Annotated in this window: 16 protein-coding genes and 2 tRNA genes; 7 read left to right on the top strand and 11 right to left on the bottom strand. The window is 41.4% G+C overall.

Translation table 11 applies throughout. From position 1 onward, the window contains the following. Positions 1-52: 52 nt before the first annotated feature. Positions 53-895 carry a MurR/RpiR family transcriptional regulator gene (locus ABUE20_RS06625; RefSeq protein ID WP_408619091.1) on the bottom strand — a complete coding sequence of 281 codons (843 nt, stop codon included), beginning with the start codon at positions 893-895 and terminating at the stop codon, positions 53-55. A 317-nt stretch (positions 896-1,212) separates the two neighbouring features. Here ABUE20_RS06625 and ABUE20_RS06630 point away from each other — a divergent pair, with 317 nt between their 5' ends. The 4 genes from ABUE20_RS06630 to ABUE20_RS06645 all read left to right on the top strand — a co-directional run bounded on the left by ABUE20_RS06630 (position 1,213) and on the right by ABUE20_RS06645 (position 3,077). Then, entirely contained in the window at positions 1,213-2,181 is a 969-nt protein-coding gene (locus tag ABUE20_RS06630) for a glucokinase (RefSeq protein ID WP_408619092.1), read from the top strand. Positions 2,182-2,283: 102 nt separating this feature from the next. Then, a tRNA-Ser gene (locus ABUE20_RS06635) sits at positions 2,284-2,371 on the top strand. 15 nt (positions 2,372-2,386) lie between these two features. Further along, a tRNA-Ser gene (locus ABUE20_RS06640) sits at positions 2,387-2,479 on the top strand. A 148-nt stretch (positions 2,480-2,627) separates the two neighbouring features. Continuing rightward, a complete protein-coding gene (locus tag ABUE20_RS06645) occupies positions 2,628-3,077 on the top strand; it encodes a GNAT family N-acetyltransferase (protein WP_408619093.1) in 450 nt (149 codons plus the stop codon). A 15-nt stretch (positions 3,078-3,092) separates the two neighbouring features. On the opposite strand, the gene ABUE20_RS06650 is transcribed toward ABUE20_RS06645, so the two are convergent. The 6 genes from ABUE20_RS06650 to dgcN all read right to left on the bottom strand — a co-directional run bounded on the left by ABUE20_RS06650 (position 3,093) and on the right by dgcN (position 11,498). Next, entirely contained in the window at positions 3,093-3,812 is a 720-nt protein-coding gene (locus ABUE20_RS06650) for a hypothetical protein (protein ID WP_408619094.1), read from the bottom strand. A 14-nt stretch (positions 3,813-3,826) separates the two neighbouring features. Next, positions 3,827-6,928: a bifunctional proline dehydrogenase/L-glutamate gamma-semialdehyde dehydrogenase PutA gene (gene putA / locus ABUE20_RS06655; RefSeq protein WP_408619095.1), complete on the bottom strand. Its 3,102-nt coding sequence runs from the start codon at positions 6,926-6,928 to the stop codon at positions 3,827-3,829. 278 nt (positions 6,929-7,206) lie between these two features. Further along, positions 7,207-8,517: a hypothetical protein gene (locus tag ABUE20_RS06660; RefSeq protein WP_408619096.1), complete on the bottom strand. Its 1,311-nt coding sequence runs from the start codon at positions 8,515-8,517 to the stop codon at positions 7,207-7,209. A gap of 89 nt (positions 8,518-8,606) precedes the next feature. Further along, the gene (locus ABUE20_RS06665) at positions 8,607-9,464 is read right to left on the bottom strand and encodes a D-amino-acid transaminase (protein ID WP_408619097.1); all 858 of its coding nucleotides are present in this window, start codon (positions 9,462-9,464) and stop codon (positions 8,607-8,609) included. A gap of 31 nt (positions 9,465-9,495) precedes the next feature. Next, positions 9,496-10,473: an N-acetyl-D-Glu racemase DgcA gene (dgcA, locus tag ABUE20_RS06670; RefSeq protein ID WP_408619098.1), complete on the bottom strand. Its 978-nt coding sequence runs from the start codon at positions 10,471-10,473 to the stop codon at positions 9,496-9,498. A gap of 20 nt (positions 10,474-10,493) precedes the next feature. Then, positions 10,494-11,498, bottom strand: a complete 1,005-nt coding sequence (dgcN, locus tag ABUE20_RS06675; RefSeq protein WP_408619099.1) for an N-acetyltransferase DgcN — start codon at positions 11,496-11,498, stop codon at positions 10,494-10,496. A 693-nt stretch (positions 11,499-12,191) separates the two neighbouring features. On the opposite strand from dgcN, the gene alr reads away from it, so the two are divergent. Beyond that, the gene (alr, locus tag ABUE20_RS06680) at positions 12,192-13,274 is read left to right on the top strand and encodes an alanine racemase (protein WP_408619100.1); all 1,083 of its coding nucleotides are present in this window, start codon (positions 12,192-12,194) and stop codon (positions 13,272-13,274) included. An 11-nt stretch (positions 13,275-13,285) separates the two neighbouring features. On the opposite strand, the gene greB is transcribed toward alr, so the two are convergent. The 3 genes from greB to kdgK form a co-directional block, all read right to left on the bottom strand. Next, positions 13,286-13,780, bottom strand: a complete 495-nt coding sequence (gene greB / locus ABUE20_RS06685; protein WP_408619101.1) for a transcription elongation factor GreB — start codon at positions 13,778-13,780, stop codon at positions 13,286-13,288. An 83-nt stretch (positions 13,781-13,863) separates the two neighbouring features. Next, the gene (locus ABUE20_RS06690) at positions 13,864-14,262 is read right to left on the bottom strand and encodes a gamma-glutamylcyclotransferase family protein (protein WP_408619102.1); all 399 of its coding nucleotides are present in this window, start codon (positions 14,260-14,262) and stop codon (positions 13,864-13,866) included. Between the two features lie 342 nt (positions 14,263-14,604). After that, positions 14,605-15,543, bottom strand: coding sequence for a 2-dehydro-3-deoxygluconokinase (gene kdgK, locus ABUE20_RS06695; protein WP_408619103.1), 939 nt, complete (start codon positions 15,541-15,543; stop codon positions 14,605-14,607). A gap of 208 nt (positions 15,544-15,751) precedes the next feature. Between kdgK and ABUE20_RS06700 the strand changes: the two genes are divergently transcribed. Continuing rightward, positions 15,752-16,273, top strand: a complete 522-nt coding sequence (locus ABUE20_RS06700; RefSeq protein WP_408619104.1) for a YgjV family protein — start codon at positions 15,752-15,754, stop codon at positions 16,271-16,273. Positions 16,274-16,439: 166 nt separating this feature from the next. Further along, a complete protein-coding gene (locus ABUE20_RS06705; protein WP_408619105.1) occupies positions 16,440-16,787 on the top strand; it encodes a DUF3634 family protein in 348 nt (115 codons plus the stop codon). Between the two features lie 5 nt (positions 16,788-16,792). Here ABUE20_RS06705 and ABUE20_RS06710 read toward each other — a convergent pair whose 3' ends face one another. Continuing rightward, positions 16,793-18,850: a methyl-accepting chemotaxis protein gene (locus tag ABUE20_RS06710; protein ID WP_408619106.1), complete on the bottom strand. Its 2,058-nt coding sequence runs from the start codon at positions 18,848-18,850 to the stop codon at positions 16,793-16,795. Positions 18,851-18,902: the final 52 nt, after the last annotated feature.

Raw genomic sequence — 18,902 nt, forward strand, 5'->3', positions numbered from 1 at the left:
TTGCACATGATAGATATATGTATAGCAGTTGAATCAATAAATTCGGTGAGTTTTAGCGTTCAATCCGAGAATCCCGTAAAGTTCGTTTTACTTTTTTAAGATTTTCTCTGAATTTATATCCACGACGAAGCGTAAAACCAGTGGCTAAAACATCAACTAGGGCCATTTGGGCTAATCGAGATGCCATGGGCATATAGACATCGGTATCTTCAGGGACATCCATAGAGAGCAGCAGATGGCATTGTTCGGCTAACGGCGAATGTTTGGCAGTCATTGCAATAACAGTCGAATCATTTTCTTTCGCTAATTTAGCTATATCTACTAACTCTTTAGTTCGCCCGGTATGAGAGATGAGCACCACTACATCTTCGTCTGTACTTAGAATGCAACTCATCCGCATCATCACAACATCACTGAAACTGGTGACCGGAACATTAAAGCGGAAAAATTTATTTAAGGCATCCTGAGCCACCGCAGCAGAGGCGCCTAATCCACAAAAAGTAATACGTTTGGCCTGAGTGAGAACATCCACAGCCCGGTTGATAACTACAGGGTCAAGGCTGTTCTTTGCGGCTTCCAGGCAGGCGATCGAAGATTCAAAGATTTTAGCTGTATAGGCATCGGGACCGTCATTCTCTTCCACATGGCGATTCACATAAGGGGTTCCGTTTGCCAGACTTTGTGCTAGATGCAGTTTAAAGTCAGGGAATCCTTTGGTATCGAGACGTCGACAAAAACGGTTTACTGTCGGTTCACTGACATCGGCCATTTTAGCTAGAGTGGCAATGCTCGAGTGGATAGCGGTTTGCGGTGAAGCAATAATGACTTCCGCTACTTTGCGTTCTGATTTACTGAATGAGTCAATATTCTTAGTAATTTTATCGAGCGTGTTCATAAGAGTGTCTAATGTTGTCGTTTTAATTGTTTACATTGGGTGTAATGTAAATTTTTTTCAAAATCTTTCCACAAACTGCAAATGCAGTCTACTCATAGTATAAATATCTATTAAAAATTACATATTAGATGTTTTATAGACAATAAAGTATGATTTATATCTAAATTTTTTTGTTTTTATTTAATGTTACGTAATTTTATAACGAAATTAAGATATAAAAAAACAAAGTTGTGATTGACCGCACTTGTTTTATGCTTAGCTAGAGCATAGGGTACGATACAGGTAACTGTTTGATCAGATGAATGGGGCATATATCGATGGCAAAATTAGGATTAATAGCGGATGTTGGCGGGACTAATATTCGCTTAGCTTTAGTTGAACCGGAGCGAGGCGAATTACTAAAAATAAAGAAATATCGGTGTGCTGCATTCCCCGGGATTGAAGATGCCATTCGGACTTATTTAGATGAGGTGCAGGAACAAGTTGAACATGCATGTATTGCTATTGCCTGCCCAACCAATGCTGATTGGATTTCAATGACCAACCATAGTTGGGCTTTTTCTTGTCAGGAAACCCAACGCAATCTTGGATTACAACATTTTTGGGTTATTAATGATTTCACCGCCAATGCGATGAGCTTGCCGACGTTATCTGAGCAACAAAAGATCCAAATTGGTGGGCAGCCGCCTCGAGCTGGAGCCCCTATTACCGTGTATGGCCCGGGAACGGGTTTAGGAGTCGCACATTTAGTGTCTGTTGATGGACGTTTTATTCCGCTGGCGTGTGAAGGCGGACATGCTGACTTCGCGCCGGTTTCAGATTTAGAGATAAAAATTTTATCATTTCTTAAACAACGATTTGGTCGAGTGTCTAATGAGCGACTATTATCAGGGCCAGGTTTGGTGAATATCTATGAAGCGCTTTGTCATATTTATCAGTTACCCGTGCAGCAGTATCAACCATCCGATATTACCGAAAAAGGATTACAAGGCGATTCCGTTTGTCAGCAAGTTTTATCCCTGTTTTGTCAGATGCTGGGAAGTTTTGGCGGTAATTTAGCTTTAACTCTCGGCTCGTTTGGTGGTATTTATATCGCGGGTGGAGTGGTTGCTAATTTCAGAGAATATTTCTTATCCAGCGATTTTCGGAATCAATTTGAAGAAAAAGGTCGTTTTAGTCGCTATTGTGGCCAGATTCCCGTTTATCTCATCACCGCAGAACAACCTGGGTTACAGGGGGCTGCGGCTTATTTGCGTCAGGAATTAGGCTATAAACTCATAGATTAGGTGAAAATTGGTGGTTTCATCGCCAGTTAGTCACTAAACCACTAAAAAACGGTTGAAAGATGAAAGCGGATTCCATAACATACGCTTCGTCATTAGGCATACGGTGACGTGTCCGAGCGGTTGAAGGAGCACGCCTGGAAAGTGTGTATACGGCAACGTATCGAGAGTTCGAATCTCTCCGTCACCGCCACGATGCCTAATATATGGTGAGGTGGCCGAGAGGCTGAAGGCGCTCCCCTGCTAAGGGAGTATAGGGTTTATAGCCCTATCGAGGGTTCGAATCCCTCCCTCACCGCCATTTCGTTACTTACTTCCTTTTTTTCAAATTCATTTATTTTTAAAATCGATCTGTCATTGAGGCCATTTACAATCAGGGTTTAATCATCTGCCGAATTTACAGTTTATCAATGGATAAAGGTGATATGATTAGTAATAGGGGATTTAATATGGATAGTATCAGAGAGATAAATGAGCATGATCCATTGGATGAAGCTGCTCAGTTATTACATTCATTGCGTCAACAGTACACTTTCCAGGAATTGCTTGAAAAAATCCGTGAACAGCAGCTAGTTCATGGGTATCAATTAGTCGGAAGTTATAATGATCAAAATGAACTGGTTGGCATAGCCGGATTTATTGAAGGGCATAGCTTAGCTTGGGGCCATTATTTATTGATAGAAGATCTGGTGGTATCGGATGATCGCCAGGGAAATGGTGTTGGGGAAAAATTGCTTTCCTGGCTTCGACGCCTTGCATATTCTCGTGGATGCCGTGAGCTCCATGTCAATTCAGGTCTACAACGTTTTTTTGCCCATAAATTATTTTTACAGGAAGGATTCAGAATCAGCAGCCATCATTTTAGTTTAAAATTGTTACCGGATATGGCAGCAGACTGATTCTGTGTTGCATCGTTATACTTTTGCTGAGCTGATTTCTAATAGTGAAGCATTTCCTCCTATAGCTGTGGTATTGATGGTGCAGACTTTTTCGGTATTAAAATGAATGCAAAATGAGTCTTTCGAAAATTGGGGGAGTTTCTCATCACTATCGTAAAGTAGCGGTATGATTTCGCCTTCTCGGGTCGAAAGGATCCGATTTGCATTAATAATCTCGTCTTTAGGGGCTGCGATGCATACCATTTTAATTTCTGGATCTTTTATATTTTTGCTCCAGTCTTGATAATTACATAGCTCTATTGCGTCAGGTGGAGCAAATCTATTTTTTATTTGTTCAATTAATCCATTCGTATAGGGTTGAAAGGTTTCATGGATAAATAAAATAGCTTGATTCCCACTAATTAATGTTGCGGTTAATGTTGCTGTTATGGCTTTAACTGGCATTGAAGGTCCGATAATAATTGCAGTTTTGCCTCGAGGTTCCAACCACAATTCATTTGATTCCCCTGTTACGCCAGGGAGTTGATGGATCCCCTGCAGGTGCTGTTTGGCACAGCGACATTGGTAATCAATCATCATAATGGCTTTTTGCCACATGGGATCTTGTTCGGATTGCGACTCGCGCAGCGATTGAGCCCATTGACGCATTTGATTGATTCGCAGCGCAATCGTTTGAGATAACTCTGGATTGGAGCTATTGAGACTATCGGTTAAAATCTTATTGGTTATATCCATCCCTAATTGCTCCATTATTCCTGAATCGTGTAAAGTGCTTGGCTAAACTGATAAAGATAATGAGGTCCACCGGCTTTGGGGCCTGTACCGGACATTCCCCGGCCACCAAAAGGCTGAGAGCCAACTGTTGCGCCCACTTGATCCCGATTGATATAACAGTTACCGACATGAGCCGTTCTGGCAATATGAAGGAAACGGTTTTCAATACGACTGTGGATCCCTAGCGTTAATCCAAATCCAAGTTCGTTAATTTGCTGTATTAACTGATCGAGTCCTTGGGCCGGGTAGCGAATGATATGTAAAATTGGCCCAAATTTTTCGTCTGGTAATTCAGCGAATGAAGTTATTTCATAGGCACAAGGTGCGATAAACCAACCGGTTTGAGAAGGTTTTATCGGTGTTGTTGCCACATGCTGAGCGTGTTGTTGTAGGTATTGTTGGTATTGCAATAGCTTATCAAAAGCGGACTGATCGATGACGGGACCCACATCCGTTTCAAGTTGTGTTGGATCTCCAATAGTTAATTCTGTCATTGCTCCAGCAAGTCGGTGAATAACTGTATCTGCAATATCTTCCTGAAGGCATAAAATCCGAAGGGCGCTACAACGTTGTCCTGCCGAAGCAAAAGCTGAACGGAGTACATCTTTGATAACCTGTTCGGTCAAGGCACTACTATCGACAATCATGGCATTTTGGCCGCCGGTTTCGGCTATCAACGGAACTGGAAGCTGTTCCCGGTTGGCGAGCGTTTGGTTAATTGTCCGTGCAGTTTGGATTGAACCAGTAAATGCGACGCCTGATATGCGGGGATCCGCCATAAGTTTTTGTCCTAATTCAGCCCCCCCGGTAATGAGGTGAAGTGCTTGCATCGGGATCCCTGCTTGATGCATCAAGCTTATCGCTTTAGCTGCAATGAGCGAAGTCTGTGGTGCAGGTTTAGCAATAACAGTATTTCCGGAAACTAAAGCCGCCATGATTTGGCCTGTAAAAATAGCCAATGGGAAATTCCAAGGACTGATACAGGCAAAAAGACCTTGTCCCTGATAACGAATGGCTACATTTTGCCCCAGATCATTTTTGACGATTTTCGCTTTGACCAGATTAAGTTCTGCCTGCTGGGCATAGTAGTAACAAAAATCTACGGCTTCCCGGATTTCATCAATCGCATCTTGGATGGTTTTCCCCGCTTCGTATTGACATAAAGCGATTAATTCAGTGCGATGTTCTTCGAACAACAGGGCAGTTTTCTTCAGACACAAAGCGCGTTCGACGACTGGACGTTGACTCCAGGATTGTTGCCCTCTTTGAGCCTGAGCTAGCGCCAGTTCAAAATGTTCCGGAAGGGTTGGGCTGACATAACCAATGACATGTGTGTGATCATAAGGTGTGACCACCGAGGTGGCTAAAGAGCCGTTAAATTTAAGTGCCCCCGCGATAATGGGCCCCGACTGCCATTTTCTCTGTTGGTATTTATCTCTTTGTTTTAAGAAATTAGATATTGATTGACCTGAATGAAGATTAATTCCGGTCGAGTTTTTACGATTTGGTCCATAAATATTCGTCGGAAGTACGATTCTTGGATTAGGAAGAACGGATTGATTTCGAAGTTTAAGAATTGGGTCTTCAACGATATCATCGATAGAGCAGCGGGGATCGACGATACGATGTACAAAAGAGTTATTTGCTCCATTTTCGAGTAACCGTCTGACCAGATAAGGGAGAAGATCACTATGTTTTCCCACTGGGGCATATATCCTTACGGGAATATGGTGGTCTTTCAAAATCTGGTCATAAAGAACATCGCCCATGCCATGCAAGCGCTGAAATTCAAATGGATGGGCGGCGGGGAGTTGCATAATGGCAGCAATACTCTGAGCATTATGGCTGGCAAACTGAGGGAAAAGCAGCCCTTGAGTTGATTCACAGAGCAGCATCTGAGCACAGACAAAATAGCTAACATCAGTCGCTTCTTTTCGGGTATAGACAGGGTAGTTATTTAATCCCCTCTGTTGATAAAGCTTGATCTCGGTATCCCAGTAGGCGCCTTTTACCAGTCTCGTTGGAATTTCATCACCAACCTCATGAGCGAGAGAGGCCAGCCAACTCAGGATGGCTAAAGCGCGTTTTGAATACGCTTGAACCACCAAGCCGAATTTTCCCCAACCTCGACATATTTCACTGCGATAAACGTGTTCGAAAATCTGTAAAGAAATCTCTAGTCGATCCATTTCTTCGGCATCGATGGTTATGGCTATATTCTGTTTTCTGGCCGCCTGAACCAGTTGGGTAACTGTTGTAACTAATTCTTTAAAGACGCGTTGTTCTTTTAAACTATCATAACGTGGATGAAGTGCTGAAAGTTTTATAGAGATGCTTGGTTTGGGGCTATGCGTCAATTCGGGTACTTTCCCTACCGCTGCAATACTCTGAAAATAGTCATTAGCGTAACCATCCGCATCTTGTTGGGTTAACGCAGCTTCTCCGAGCATATCAAAGGTATAGGTATAACCTTTTTTACGATAGCGTTTACCTTGTTCTAAGGCATTTGCCATCGTTGTTCCCAGCACGAATTGATGCCCGATGATTTTCATGGATTGACGGATCATCTGTCGGATTATCGGAGCACTGAAACGAGCGAACATTTTCTTTATGGCAGAGTCTGATTGCTCTGGGCTTAGATTTAATAGTCTTTGTGTTAAAAGCAAACTCCAAGTGGCCGTATTCACGATAATAGAATTCGATTTATGGCGGTGATTTCGCCAGTTTCCCAAAGCTAATTTATCATCAATTAGTGCCTGGGCTGTAAGTGGATCAGGAATACGGATGAGTGCTTCCGAAAGGCTCATGAGTAAGATACCTTCCCGAGTATCTAGACTATATTCTAAGAGTAGTGCATCGAGCATTCCCATCGTTTTTTTATGGGATCGAACCTTAGTGACGAGTTTTATTGCAAAATTTTTAGTTGGTTCACTTATCTCGGTGGCTTCAGCAATCGACAAGAGCTCTTTAAGCCATAAAGTCTCATCAATGGCACTGGAGTCCAACAGATATTCCCATAATTGTTGGGGGGGCTGAGTAATGAAATTGCGCTCTAATGCTTGTGTGGCTTTAAACATATAAATGACCCTTTGAGTTTTATATTGATCCATCAAACGCAAACTTATAAAACGTTACTATGATTTTACGGCTATTTCCCCTTTGTTGTATTGAATCAAGTATTGATTTTTGGGAGTTGAAGCTGGTTATTGAATGACTTTAAACGTTAGCGAGCTTTTGTATTGCGGAAATAGGCAGGAAAATAGTTAGTTAGCGCATTTATATGAAAATCATTGTGGATGATGAAGATAGGGGGGCACTGAGCAACCCCCTCGTAAGACGTCTTAACCCCAACGGATTAACTTTCGATTTGTTTTCTGAAAAAACGGATCATTTCGCTGCGCGTTTTCTGATGATCAAGATGAAATATATCTCGAGGGAAAAGTAGTTCAATGACTCCAGAGTCAAAAATTCGTTTCACTTCATATTCGTTATGAGCCACATCTTGTTGGTACATGTAGTTCAAAAATGTTTGATTGGTATGAATAATCAATTCAACCCGCATACCGCCTAATCGAGCGAAAAATTTAAGCATTGGTGTTTGCGAACTGGAACCCACGGCATGCCCTTTATAGATGGTATTTTCAGTGAGCGTATCGGAGATATCTTCCAATACCATCAAAGAATTAGCATTAGCCGCACTTCGCGTTAAGTGTTGTTGGAATGATTTAATATCGCTAATGTTGTCTAAAACAGCCATTAACCCGAGTTCATCATCGACCGCTACCGCTGGATTTTTTTCGTTTTTACGCAGTAATTTAAGTACTTTGGCTTCTGGTGGTTTTTTCCGAATAGAGACATAAATCGGAATATTACGATGCCCAAGTGTGAAACGACGTCTTTTAAGTAATGTTAATTTTTCACCCGGGGGTAATTGAATGGCATCGGCTTGCTGCGGGCTTAAAACCTGAACATCCGTACAATGGAAATTTTCAGGATCATGAATAGAATGTAAATAGACGGGGTTCAGTTCGCCTATTTTAAGATCTGGGCTCCAAACGTAGCTATTCAGAAATCCCAAGAAATTAGAGAATTTATCGGCGATTTCTGTCTCGCGTTCTCGTTGATCAATGCTGCCCGCTAGAGTCATGAGCGTTAGCTTTCTTCGGGCTTCAAATCGCGCTTTCTTATGATAACGATCATCAAACATAATCAAAATGAGTTCTATTGGATTATTAGCCATTTCAATTTCGTTCGTGGTTTCAATAAATGAACCATAAGGCGCTAGAATTTTGCCCTTAAGAGAATGAATCACTGTGTCTGCCGTTCTGGCATACTCATGAACTCGATTTTCGATTTCTTTACGTGTTCCGGATATCCCAAACATGTTCCCAAGTAAGTGTAATGCACGTTCACTACGCATTTGACGAAGCGCTGGATCATGTAACAATTGATCAATTTCGGCAAAAGTTTCAATACCTAAAAATTCAAAAATCTGACTTCTCAGAGCCCGATATTTGGAAATGTGATTACTATCTTTATGCAGATTTTTAACCCAGTTACGTGCTTCTTGAGAAAAAGGGTGTGGATTGAGTGCTGTTTTTTGAACAGCGAAAGGTCCTTCCTGTTGCATGGATGTGAATATACTGGAGGGAGATAAAACAGACATATCCGGTTACTCTTAAATAAACAAATACAGCACACCGGGAAGATGTACTGTATATGAGGGGTAATCAAGTGCTAATTACAGCCAGCTTATTATGCTGTTTGAGATAAGGCAAGATCTATGTAAATTTTCCTGAGTCGAGCAGCAATAGGCCCTGGTTTTCCATCACCAATAGCTTGGTCATTGATCGATATAACCGGCAACACAAATGTTGTTGCTGAGCTAATGAATGCTTCTTTTGCTTTCATGGCTTCTTCAGGAGTGAATAGCCGTTCTTCGATTTTAATATCGGCTTCAGATGCAAGTTGCAACAGCGCCTTACGAGTAATCCCATGTAAAATGTCATTACTAAGAGGGCGGGTTACAACCGTACCATCATCAGTCACAATATAGGCATTATTAGAGCTTCCTTCAGTGATATAACCGTCTTCAGTTAACCATGCATCATCATAACCATGATCTAATGCAAATTGTTTGGCCATACATGGGGCCAGTAATTGGACGGTTTTAATATCACGACGATGCCAACGAATATCTTCAATCGTGACGACTTTCATTCCTTTTTTAGCTTTAGGACTCTCAATGAGACTCCGGGCTTGAGAGAATAACACCAAAGTAGGTTGAGCATCTTTAGGGTATGCAAAATCGCGATCACCGGCTGATCCACGAGTTAATTGCAAATAGATACCGCCTTCATCAATATCGTTCAGACGAATAAGTTCTTCTTGAATATGTTTTAGTTCGTCAACCGAAACAGGAAGCGTCAACGCCAACTCTTTACATGAACGTTCTAGGCGGGCCATGTGTCCTTCGTTATCAATGAGTTTTCCATGAATAACGGCAGTGACTTCATATACAGCATCTGCAAACAGAAAGCCCCGGTCAAAAATTGAAATACGAGCATCATGCTCATTAATATATTCGCCATTTACATAAACAATGCGATTCATTTTGTAAAATCCTTGTGTCAACAGGGGGAAATTATCCCCAAAGTTGTGGTTTAAGCAATTGCATTTCACTTGCAGTGGTATAACTGAATCCATTTGGACGATCTTCTGCAAGTAATAATGGTCCATCCAGATCGACAATATGGGCACTTTGGGCAAGCGTAAATGCAGGGGCCATTGAGAGTGACGTTCCCAACATGCAACCGACCATAATTTTGAAGCCTGATTGTTCCGCTTGAGCTTTAAGTTCCAGAGCCTCGGTAAGCCCACCCGTTTTATCAATTTTAATATTAATCATTTCATAGCGGCCTTTGAGTCTGTGAAGATCTTTTCTGGTGTGACATGACTCGTCGGCACAAAGCGTTATGGGATGTTCAAACTCACTTAAAATCGAATCTTGATCAGCTGGAAGTGGTTGCTCAATCATTTCCACATTCAATTTCACCAGCTCAGGGATCAGTTCCTGGTAAATCTCTGGTGTCCAGCCCTCATTTGCATCCACAATAATTCTGGCTTGAGGCGATCCTTGACGGACGGCCTGTACTCTTTCTAAATCCCCTTTTCCTGCTAATTTGAGCTTAAGTAATGGACGGTGCTGATGCTCAACTGCTTTTTCATGCATTTTTTCTGGGGTATCCAGTGAGAGTGTATAAGCACTGGTTACTGAATGGGGCTCAATATCAAGTAATGACCAAATCGAACAGCCTTTTCGTTTGCACTCTAGATCCCATAGTGCACAATCCAAGGCATTTCGGGCTGCCCCAGCTGGAAGCAACTCATTGAGTTCCTGACGAGTCATCCCTTGATTAATTTTTTCAGATAAATTCGAAATTTGAGTTGTCACGCTCTCGATGGTTTCACCATAACGAGTATATGGAACACATTCTCCGCGCCCCGTAAAACCACTTTCGAGTAATTCAACTAAAACAATCCTGGCTTCAGTTCGAGATCCACGAGAGATAGTAAATGCTCCAGCGATAGGCCAGCTCTGTTGGTAAATCCGTAATTGCATGACAACTCCTATACGACTTATTAATCTTTCAACATGTTATCAACGATTCGAGCGACTCCCTGACGGAATGGGTCAATAGTTGGTAAACCATATTCAGCTTCGAGTTTTTCCATTAGAGCAAACGCATCTTTTTCAGATAGTTTTGATGTGTTCACAGAAATTCCGACAAATTTTGCAGCGGGGTTAGTGAGCCGGGCCATCGTCAGGTTCAAATCAAGACAGGCTTGAATATCTGGTAATTTATATTCAGGAGTTCCGCGCATATGTTCTCGGGTTGGTTCATGGCAGAGGATTAATGCATCAGCCTGTGCTCCGTGGATCAACCCCGTAGTCACACCCGCAAAAGAAGGATGGAAAAGAGATCCCTGGCCTTCAATTACATCCCAATGTTCCGGAGTATTATCTGGGGCGAGTACTTCAACCGCACCAGAAATAAAGTCAGAGACAACTGAATCGACACAAACACCGGCACCGCTGACCAAAATACCTGTTTGACCTGTAGCTCGGAAATCAGCAGGGATCTTCCGAGACTTGAGTTCTTCGGTGATAGCCAGAGCGGTGTACATTTTTCCTACTGAACAATCAGTCCCCACGGGTAATGCTCGTTTACCGGAGCGTTTTTTACCAGAAGCTACTGGGAAAGTTTGTGTAGGAAAACGCACATCAAACATTTTCCGGCCTTTGGCTTTTGCTAACTCAACCAGTTCAGGAATTTCATTTAATTGGTTGTGTAATCCTGCGGCTAAATCTAAACCTGCATTCAGTGCTTCTTTTAAAATTACAAGCCATTTATCTGAAATAATGCCACCACGGTTAGCGACACCGATAACTAATGTTTTCGCACCAGCGGCTTTAGCCGCTTCAATATCAAGATCAGGAAGTTCACAATCGGCTTGGCATTCTTCCATTCGGAATTGACCAACACAATATTCGGGATGCCATTGTTTAATCCCTTGTGCAACTTTGGCCGCGAGCGGATCATGTGCATCACCTAAAAACAGAAGGTAAGGTTTTTGAATTTCCATAAAAAATCCTTGTTATAAATGTCAGGCATGCCAATACCATGACAAAGTTACAGTTATACATTCCGAACCACACCTAAGATGTAATTCGCATAAAACATCGTGTGAGTTAGATATAGCAATAACCATGACAATTTTTTCAATTAGATGACGTTTCCGATAATGACTTATTTGTCGAAATAAACGCTTTTTTGTAAAAAACAAAAAATGGAAGAGTAAATAAGGGAAGATTATTTTGAACTAGTTTTTAATTTTAGTTTTTTTTAAAAAAGTAGAATATTAAACTTTTTAGAAAATAGGATATTTACGCAAAATAAAAACATAAAAATTCTATCGAGTACAATGTGATAGATAAATATCGAACGAAACGCACATAAATAGTGCTTAAATGCTCTAGTGGTGTTAACTTTTGGTGCGTTAGTTGGAATTTTAAACGTTTTTATCATATCTAAAAGCAATAAATAGGGGGCTGAATAAATTTCCTTATTCGATATGCACAGTTATTGTGGTAGATAATTTATCCTATTATTTCTTTATGGATAGATTTTCATACTATTATTGTGTCTCTGTCTTTCATTACCCGAGAGAATGGGCATAGTGGTCTATTCTTTGCAGAATTTATATAAAATGTAGCCAGCACGCACAGGTGTGTATGCGGTTATATTGTCTTATTTATCAATCATCAAGGAGTCGAATATGATTACGGCTGAAGCTGTAATTGATTTAGCGGCATTAAGAACAAATTTTGATTACTTGGCTGGACAGCAGCCTTTATCACAAATGGTTGCCGTGATTAAAGGAAATGCATATGGGCATGGAAGTGTAGCTGTTGCTCAAGCTTTAAAAGGTAAAGCAACTTGTTTTGCGGTTGCTCGGCTGGAAGAAGCGCGGGTGCTTAGAATAAATGGAATTGATGCACCTATTATGTTACTTGAAGGCTGTTTTAGCCAAGAGGAAACACATGAAGCGGCAGCGATGAAATTAGAGCCAGTTGTGCAAAATGATCAACAAATTGAATGGCTCTCACATGTAGATGCCGCAACCCCTATGCAACTTTGGTTAAAAATTGATACGGGGATGCATCGTTTAGGTTTTGCTCCTGAGCAGATTGCATCCAGACACCAATTATTGTCTTCGTTTGCATGTGTTGTTGATCCAGTAGGCTTCGTTAGCCATTTAAGCCAGGCTGATGAGATTGATAGTAACCAAACCGATTACCAGCTTGCTATTTTTAAAGATACGACCGAGGCTCTTGGGGGACCGAGAAGTTTGGCTAATTCTGCAGCATTATTAACCCGACCTGATATTCAATTTGAACGTTCCAGACCGGGAATTGCTTTATACGGTTCATCGCCGATGGCTGGGCGCACCGGTGTGGATGAAGGACTTATCCCAGTGATGACATTGCGATCAAAATTGATTGCTGTACGAGAGCATCAACAGGGTGAACCGGTAGGTTATGGAGCCATCTGGCATTCAAAATCAGATACTAAAATTGGTGTTGTCGCTATGGGCTATGGTGATGGTTATCCACGGACTATGCCGTCTGGCACGCCAATATGGATTAACGGCCGAACAGTGCCTCTCGTTGGCCGTGTGTCAATGGATATGCTAACGGTTGATTTAGGTGCCGAATCAGCAGATAAAGTTGGCGATGAAGTGGTTTTATGGGGGCCCCAGAATCCAGTCGAAAAAATAGCAGCTCAGGTTGGAACCATTGGATATGAATTATTGATCCAGCTGACTGAACGGGTTAAAAGAACCTATATCAATTACTAATACGCTTTCGATTATGTACTTGGTCCCGATGGCTGAATTTGGTAATGAATATTGTTGATATACCAGATTTTAATGCCCTCGGGAGTCGTGACGGCTACTTCATCATCAATTTGTTTTTTGAGCAGTGCTTTGGCCATCGGAGAGTCTATAGAAATATAGTCTTTCCGATCATAAATTTCGTCTCCTCCAACAATACGAAATGATTTGACATCCCCTGAATCATTTTCGATTTCAACCCAAGCGCCGAAGAACACTTTCCCATCTTGTTGTGGGGAATAGTCAACAATTGTGAGTTCTGCAATTTGTTTCCGTAAATATCGAACCCGGCGATCAATCTGACGTAATAGACGCTTATTTTGTGTATAATCAGCGTTTTCAGATCGATCACCTAAACTTGCAGCCCAACTGACAATCTTTGTTACTTCCGGGCGACGTTTCCGCCATAAAAAATCAAGTTCTTCCCGAAGTTTATTATACCCTTCACGGGTAATTAACTTAGCTTTCACACATAGTTACCGCAAACATAACGATGCAGGTGAAAATACTATGGGCTGGCGATGAACGCAAGTGCTGAATCTAAGCGAGTCACCTAGACGGCAACCGGCTGTTTTTCCTCGGCTTGTCGATATGGAGAATCGTATACATGAGCTAGACCAGCGTAACCTTCACTCATGACATAAAGTAATGCTGGACCAAACCCTGGAATATTAATTGTAATACGGTCATGGACGGTCGGATAATGTTCAAAATCGTCAATTTGTTCCAGTTGTTCGGGGGTAATTTCAAAAACATCAATAGTAATGGATTGATTACCTCCATTAAGAACGGCTGGCTCATTACCATATTGATACAGTGAAAAAGCCTTAGGAGTCGTATATTCACCAAGGTATTTGGCTGCTTTTAATACCATATCGTGAGATTGATGAGCTGATTTTAAAGCTCCATAAATCGCTAAATATACAGAAACATCAGATGGAGACTGTTGCATAAAAATCACCTGCTAAAGATTAATTATTCCTTTCATCATTATTTTAGCGAGGCACACTGGAACTTGGATATGGAAGCGAACGCTAAAATTATTGATAATTTGGTACTTACAATCGGTTTTATTATCTTCTGTTTACTAACATAATTTAATGACTTACCGCATGTTTTAACGGCTTCCTATTTCTATGTATTAAAAATTTGATCGCTATCTTTTATGGGATCAAATGACTAAAAATGAGCTAGGACCATTACCTTTCAGTTGGAGGCCCAAAGCTCAAAACACTCAAAATCACCCCATATTATAAATGTGTAAAATTAACATTTTGTTAAAATATGGATTGGTTTAGTCTAAATTGGGCATATTTTGAGGGTCAATGATGGCGCCTTTATACTGGATGACCGTGCCTGCTAGACAGTGCCCCCATTTTGCAGCTTCCGGGTATGCTTTTCCACACAGTAAAGCGGATATCACGCCAGCGCCAAAAGAATCACCAGCCGCTGTAGTATCAACCACTAATTCTTTCGGTATTTTGTTTGCTGCGACGATGTAATGTTCACTGCCAGTATAAATATGACAAGGTTCAGCCCCCATTTTGACAAAGCATGTCTCAACCCCATATTGCTGAGTTCGTTGCACACATTGCTCCAACGAATGCTCCCCATAAAGTGCTAACTCATCATCAAACGTCAGCAAAGCCAAGTCACTTAAGATTAACACTTGTTGATAAACTTGCTGGGCTTGTTCCTGTGTTTCCCATAAAGCAGGGCGATAGTTGTTATCAAAGACAATGTGAGCGCCTTTGCTTTTGGCTTGTTTAAGTGCTGTAAATAAATTATTCCGACTTTGTGGCGTTAAGATGGCTAGGGTAATTCCACTTAAGTAGATCCAATCAAAATCACTTAACAGAGCTATTAATTGCTCACTATTGTTTTGTTCCAGAAAATATTTTGCTGCGGCATCATTACGCCAATATCGGAAATTTCGTTCTCCCTGAGCATCGGTTTCGATTAGATAGAGACCGGGGAGCTTGTTATCCAGTTGCTGAACATATTGAGTATCAATGCCTTCATGTTGCCAGCTTGCAAGCATTTCTTGACTGAATGCATCCACCCCGAGCCCTGTAAAATAGCTAATTGTGATGGGAGAGTTTTGGGTCAGACGAGCGATATAGACAGCTGTATTAAGCGTATCACCACCAAAACGGCGGCTCAGCAGTCCTGATTGGTTTTGCTGCAACTCAACCATGCATTCGCCTAATATAGCAACACGCAAGTTACTCATGATTACTCCTGTGACTGATTAGTAAAAGCAAATCAATTATCATTCGATTATGACATCGGTATAGATACCATAATTTTTCATATGGGTATCAATACGAAAAAATGTTTTAATTAAATAGATTTACAGATGCTATATGAATTCACATATAGATAAAATATAGAAACAGTGTTTTAATGATGGTCGTCAAAAAAATTTTATCAGGTCATCGATGTTAGAGCATTTTCTGGGGCATTTTTGGGGTCAACTGTTTGGATTTATTAGTTTTGCATTAGGCATCGCTAGTTTTTGTCAAACAAATGATAAGAAACTCAAATTATTGATGGTGATCCTGAACATTTCTAACACAATCCATTACGCATTATTTGGTGCCGTTACATCCCTGATCAGCTCGATACTTTCCACATGTCGAACCAGTTTATCGGTAAAAACTCAATCCGCATATGCCGCATGGGGATTCATCCTCATAGGTATTGTCTTAGGTATCTATTGCTCACACCGTTGGCTTGATATGTTACCTATTTTAGGAATGAGTATTGGAACCTATGCGCTTTTCCGGTTGCAGGGCATTGCAATGCGTACGGCCTTTTTAATAGGGTCTAGCTGTTGGTTAGCCAACAATATCGTTGTGGGATCAATGGGTGGGACTTTACTGGAATTAATGATGATCTCGATCAACTTAGTTACGATGTTCAGGATCTTCAGAGCCCAACAACAGCAAGTGAGCTGCTGATCTCTCTTTTTATGATAGAAAGATTTTTATATCTGCAGAACAACTGCCAGATCAATAGGTTAATATTGGTGTAATTGATTTGATTGGAAAATCCAATCTATCAAAAAATTGAGTTAGCTATAATTGGGTCATGGATTGATCTTGGCTATTGAGCTGGAGGCGAGACATGATTTGGATAACGAGCTTTATCATTGGGTGGGGCATTGCAATATATTGGTTACTGCTGGGCCGCTATCGATTTGTTATTTTAATGTCAAAAGGGCATGTCAGAGTTCTAAAAGGCCATGTTCCAGAGTCATTTCTTTCTATTTGTGAAACCACATCGTTAACGATCCCCGAGGAACATCGGGTCATTATTCGGGGTGATCAGCATTCGGGGCAGGTTTATTTGAAGATGTCGCCGCATGTTGAAGAAACGATTCGTCAGCAACTTCGAAATAACTTTCCTTACTCGGCCTATGGTCGGGCCCGCTTGGATTGGGATTTTCCCCGGCTGGATAAACCGGGGAACTAAGGGGATTAAACTTTAAAACGGCTGACTAAATTGTGTTGTTGGTTGGCAACGTCACTCATATCTTTACTGATTTCTAGAGTTTGTTCACTATCCGATTTAATGTTTTGGCTAGCCTGACGAATACCGCTGACACTTTGACTAATTTCATTGGCAACGGCACTTTGTTGCTCTGCTGAATTAGTGATTTGTTCTGCCATTTGTTGGATCTGGGTGTTAGCTGTGGCAATTTGTCCCAGTATATCAGCGGTATAGGTTACTCGTTCAGATGTTTCTTTCGCTGCTGAATAGGCTGTTCCGACCGTTGAGACGACTTGGTTGGTTTCGTCCTGAAGGGTTTCAATAACAGCTTGAATTTCACCAACAGAAGATTGAGTCCTGGCCGCTAAAGAGCGAACTTCATCGGCTACGACAGCAAAACCACGGCCATGTTCACCAGCTCGTGCGGCTTCAATCGCTGCATTTAAGGCCAATAGATTAGTTTGTTCAGCAATATTCTTAATTACCAATAAAATATTGCTAATACTTTCACTACTGGTTGCTAACTGATGAATGCGTTGTTCTGACTGTTCCAGTTGTTGATGCAACTGAGCCATCGCAACACTCATATCATTTGCAGCATTCTGACCTTCTGTAACGGCCTGTTGTGCCTGATTGACTGCTAGTGATGTTTGCTGAGTACTATCAGCGACCTCTCTTGAACTCGCTGCCATTTCCTCAGAAGCTGTTGCAACTTGATCAACCTGAGCAAATTGCGAGCGGATACTTTGTGAGGTTTTATTAATGAGTGTATTTGTACTGGCCGATTTGTCTTTCATTTCATCAACTGACATGACAACGTCGGCAATGAGTTGACGAAGAGATTCAACAAATTGATTAAATGAAGCGCTTAACTGACCCACTTCATCCTTACCAGATACCGGCATTTGATGAGTGAGGTCAGCATCACCATTTGCTATTTTAACCAGTTCATTACGAAGCGCTAAGAGAGGCTTAATTAAAGGGCCAGTAAAAATCCAGATAATGACGAGCATGATCCCAGCAACGATAATCGTCATAGCCGCTTGCTGGATCGTTGACTTGGTCGAATTGGATTGAAGTGCCTGATTGAATTCATGCTCTGCTTTTAAGACGGTATCCTGAGGCAGCTCAACTAAGATCCCCCAATGGCTGTTCACCAAGGGTAATGGCATCGGATAAAAGTTAATAAACAGTTTGCTTGCCTCATCCCACTTATTAACGACTTCATCTTGTTGCAACATACTCTGAAAATCCAATTGATTTCCATCATCGGCAATTCGATTACCATGCGAGTCATCAATCTGAATACTTCCTACACCTTGATACAGAGATTGATCCATTTCACCGACTAGCTCGTCGATTAAAGATAAGTTAATTCTCAGTGCTGCGACACCAATAGCTTTGCCATTTTCTTGCAAGGGGACAGAAAGCCACAAACCGGCAGGGACATCTTTAGTTGCAGGTAGCGGCTTACTCAAACATGTCGCATTTGTTTTCTCACCACACAGAATCGGTGCGGCTTCAGATGCAGCGAGTTGTTTAGTGGTTAAAGGAAGATGGACAACTTTGTTTCCTTGACGTAGCCAGCGAGAGCTAAATTGTCCGGCATCATTACTGCCTAAATAATCTGAGCCTAAATAACTGACATCTTCTTCTCCCATTGCATCTGGATTAAAAATCACAGTGATTTCGGAAGCATATTTATCACTTTCGAGTTGTGTTTTTAACATAGCAACAATAGATGAGCGCAGATTTGAACCTGGTAGATAGTTTTTAAGCGTATTACTCTTGGCTGAAATGACTTGGCGAGATAATAAACTCAGTTGAGTTTGTCTTGATTCTAAAGCGGTAGTTATTTGTGCCACTCTGGCTTTTATTTCGGCATTAACGAGAGCTTGAGCATCCTGCTTCAGAATATTTCCGGTGCGGTCTGTGATCAAAATACGGGTATGATAAAAGGAGTATATTGATGTGCCCATCAATAAAACTGCTGTTAATAGTAAGACTGCACCGGTAAAAAGCGTGAGTTTCCATCTAAATGACACGAAATACTCCTATACAACGATGAAATAAAAATAAAGCTTATCCGATTTGTGA

The organism is Celerinatantimonas marina (genome assembly GCF_046054165.1).
GTDB lineage: Bacteria > Pseudomonadota > Gammaproteobacteria > Enterobacterales > Celerinatantimonadaceae > Celerinatantimonas.

Coding starts and splice junctions, on each gene's coding strand:
- putA (WP_408619095.1), bottom strand. CDS start 6,928: ATGTTTAAAGCCACACAAGCATTAGAGCGCAATTTCATTACTCAGCCC.
- ABUE20_RS06650 (WP_408619094.1), bottom strand. CDS start 3,812: ATGGATATAACCAATAAGATTTTAACCGATAGTCTCAATAGCTCCAAT.
- dgcN (WP_408619099.1), bottom strand. CDS start 11,498: ATGGAAATTCAAAAACCTTACCTTCTGTTTTTAGGTGATGCACATGAT.
- ABUE20_RS06665 (WP_408619097.1), bottom strand. CDS start 9,464: ATGAATCGCATTGTTTATGTAAATGGCGAATATATTAATGAGCATGAT.
- alr (WP_408619100.1), top strand. CDS start 12,192: ATGATTACGGCTGAAGCTGTAATTGATTTAGCGGCATTAAGAACAAAT.
- ABUE20_RS06700 (WP_408619104.1), top strand. CDS start 15,752: ATGTTAGAGCATTTTCTGGGGCATTTTTGGGGTCAACTGTTTGGATTT.
- ABUE20_RS06660 (WP_408619096.1), bottom strand. CDS start 8,517: ATGTCTGTTTTATCTCCCTCCAGTATATTCACATCCATGCAACAGGAA.
- ABUE20_RS06645 (WP_408619093.1), top strand. CDS start 2,628: ATGGATAGTATCAGAGAGATAAATGAGCATGATCCATTGGATGAAGCT.
- kdgK (WP_408619103.1), bottom strand. CDS start 15,543: ATGAGTAACTTGCGTGTTGCTATATTAGGCGAATGCATGGTTGAGTTG.
- ABUE20_RS06625 (WP_408619091.1), bottom strand. CDS start 895: ATGAACACGCTCGATAAAATTACTAAGAATATTGACTCATTCAGTAAA.
- ABUE20_RS06705 (WP_408619105.1), top strand. CDS start 16,440: ATGATTTGGATAACGAGCTTTATCATTGGGTGGGGCATTGCAATATAT.
- ABUE20_RS06630 (WP_408619092.1), top strand. CDS start 1,213: ATGGCAAAATTAGGATTAATAGCGGATGTTGGCGGGACTAATATTCGC.
- dgcA (WP_408619098.1), bottom strand. CDS start 10,473: ATGCAATTACGGATTTACCAACAGAGCTGGCCTATCGCTGGAGCATTT.
- ABUE20_RS06690 (WP_408619102.1), bottom strand. CDS start 14,262: ATGCAACAGTCTCCATCTGATGTTTCTGTATATTTAGCGATTTATGGA.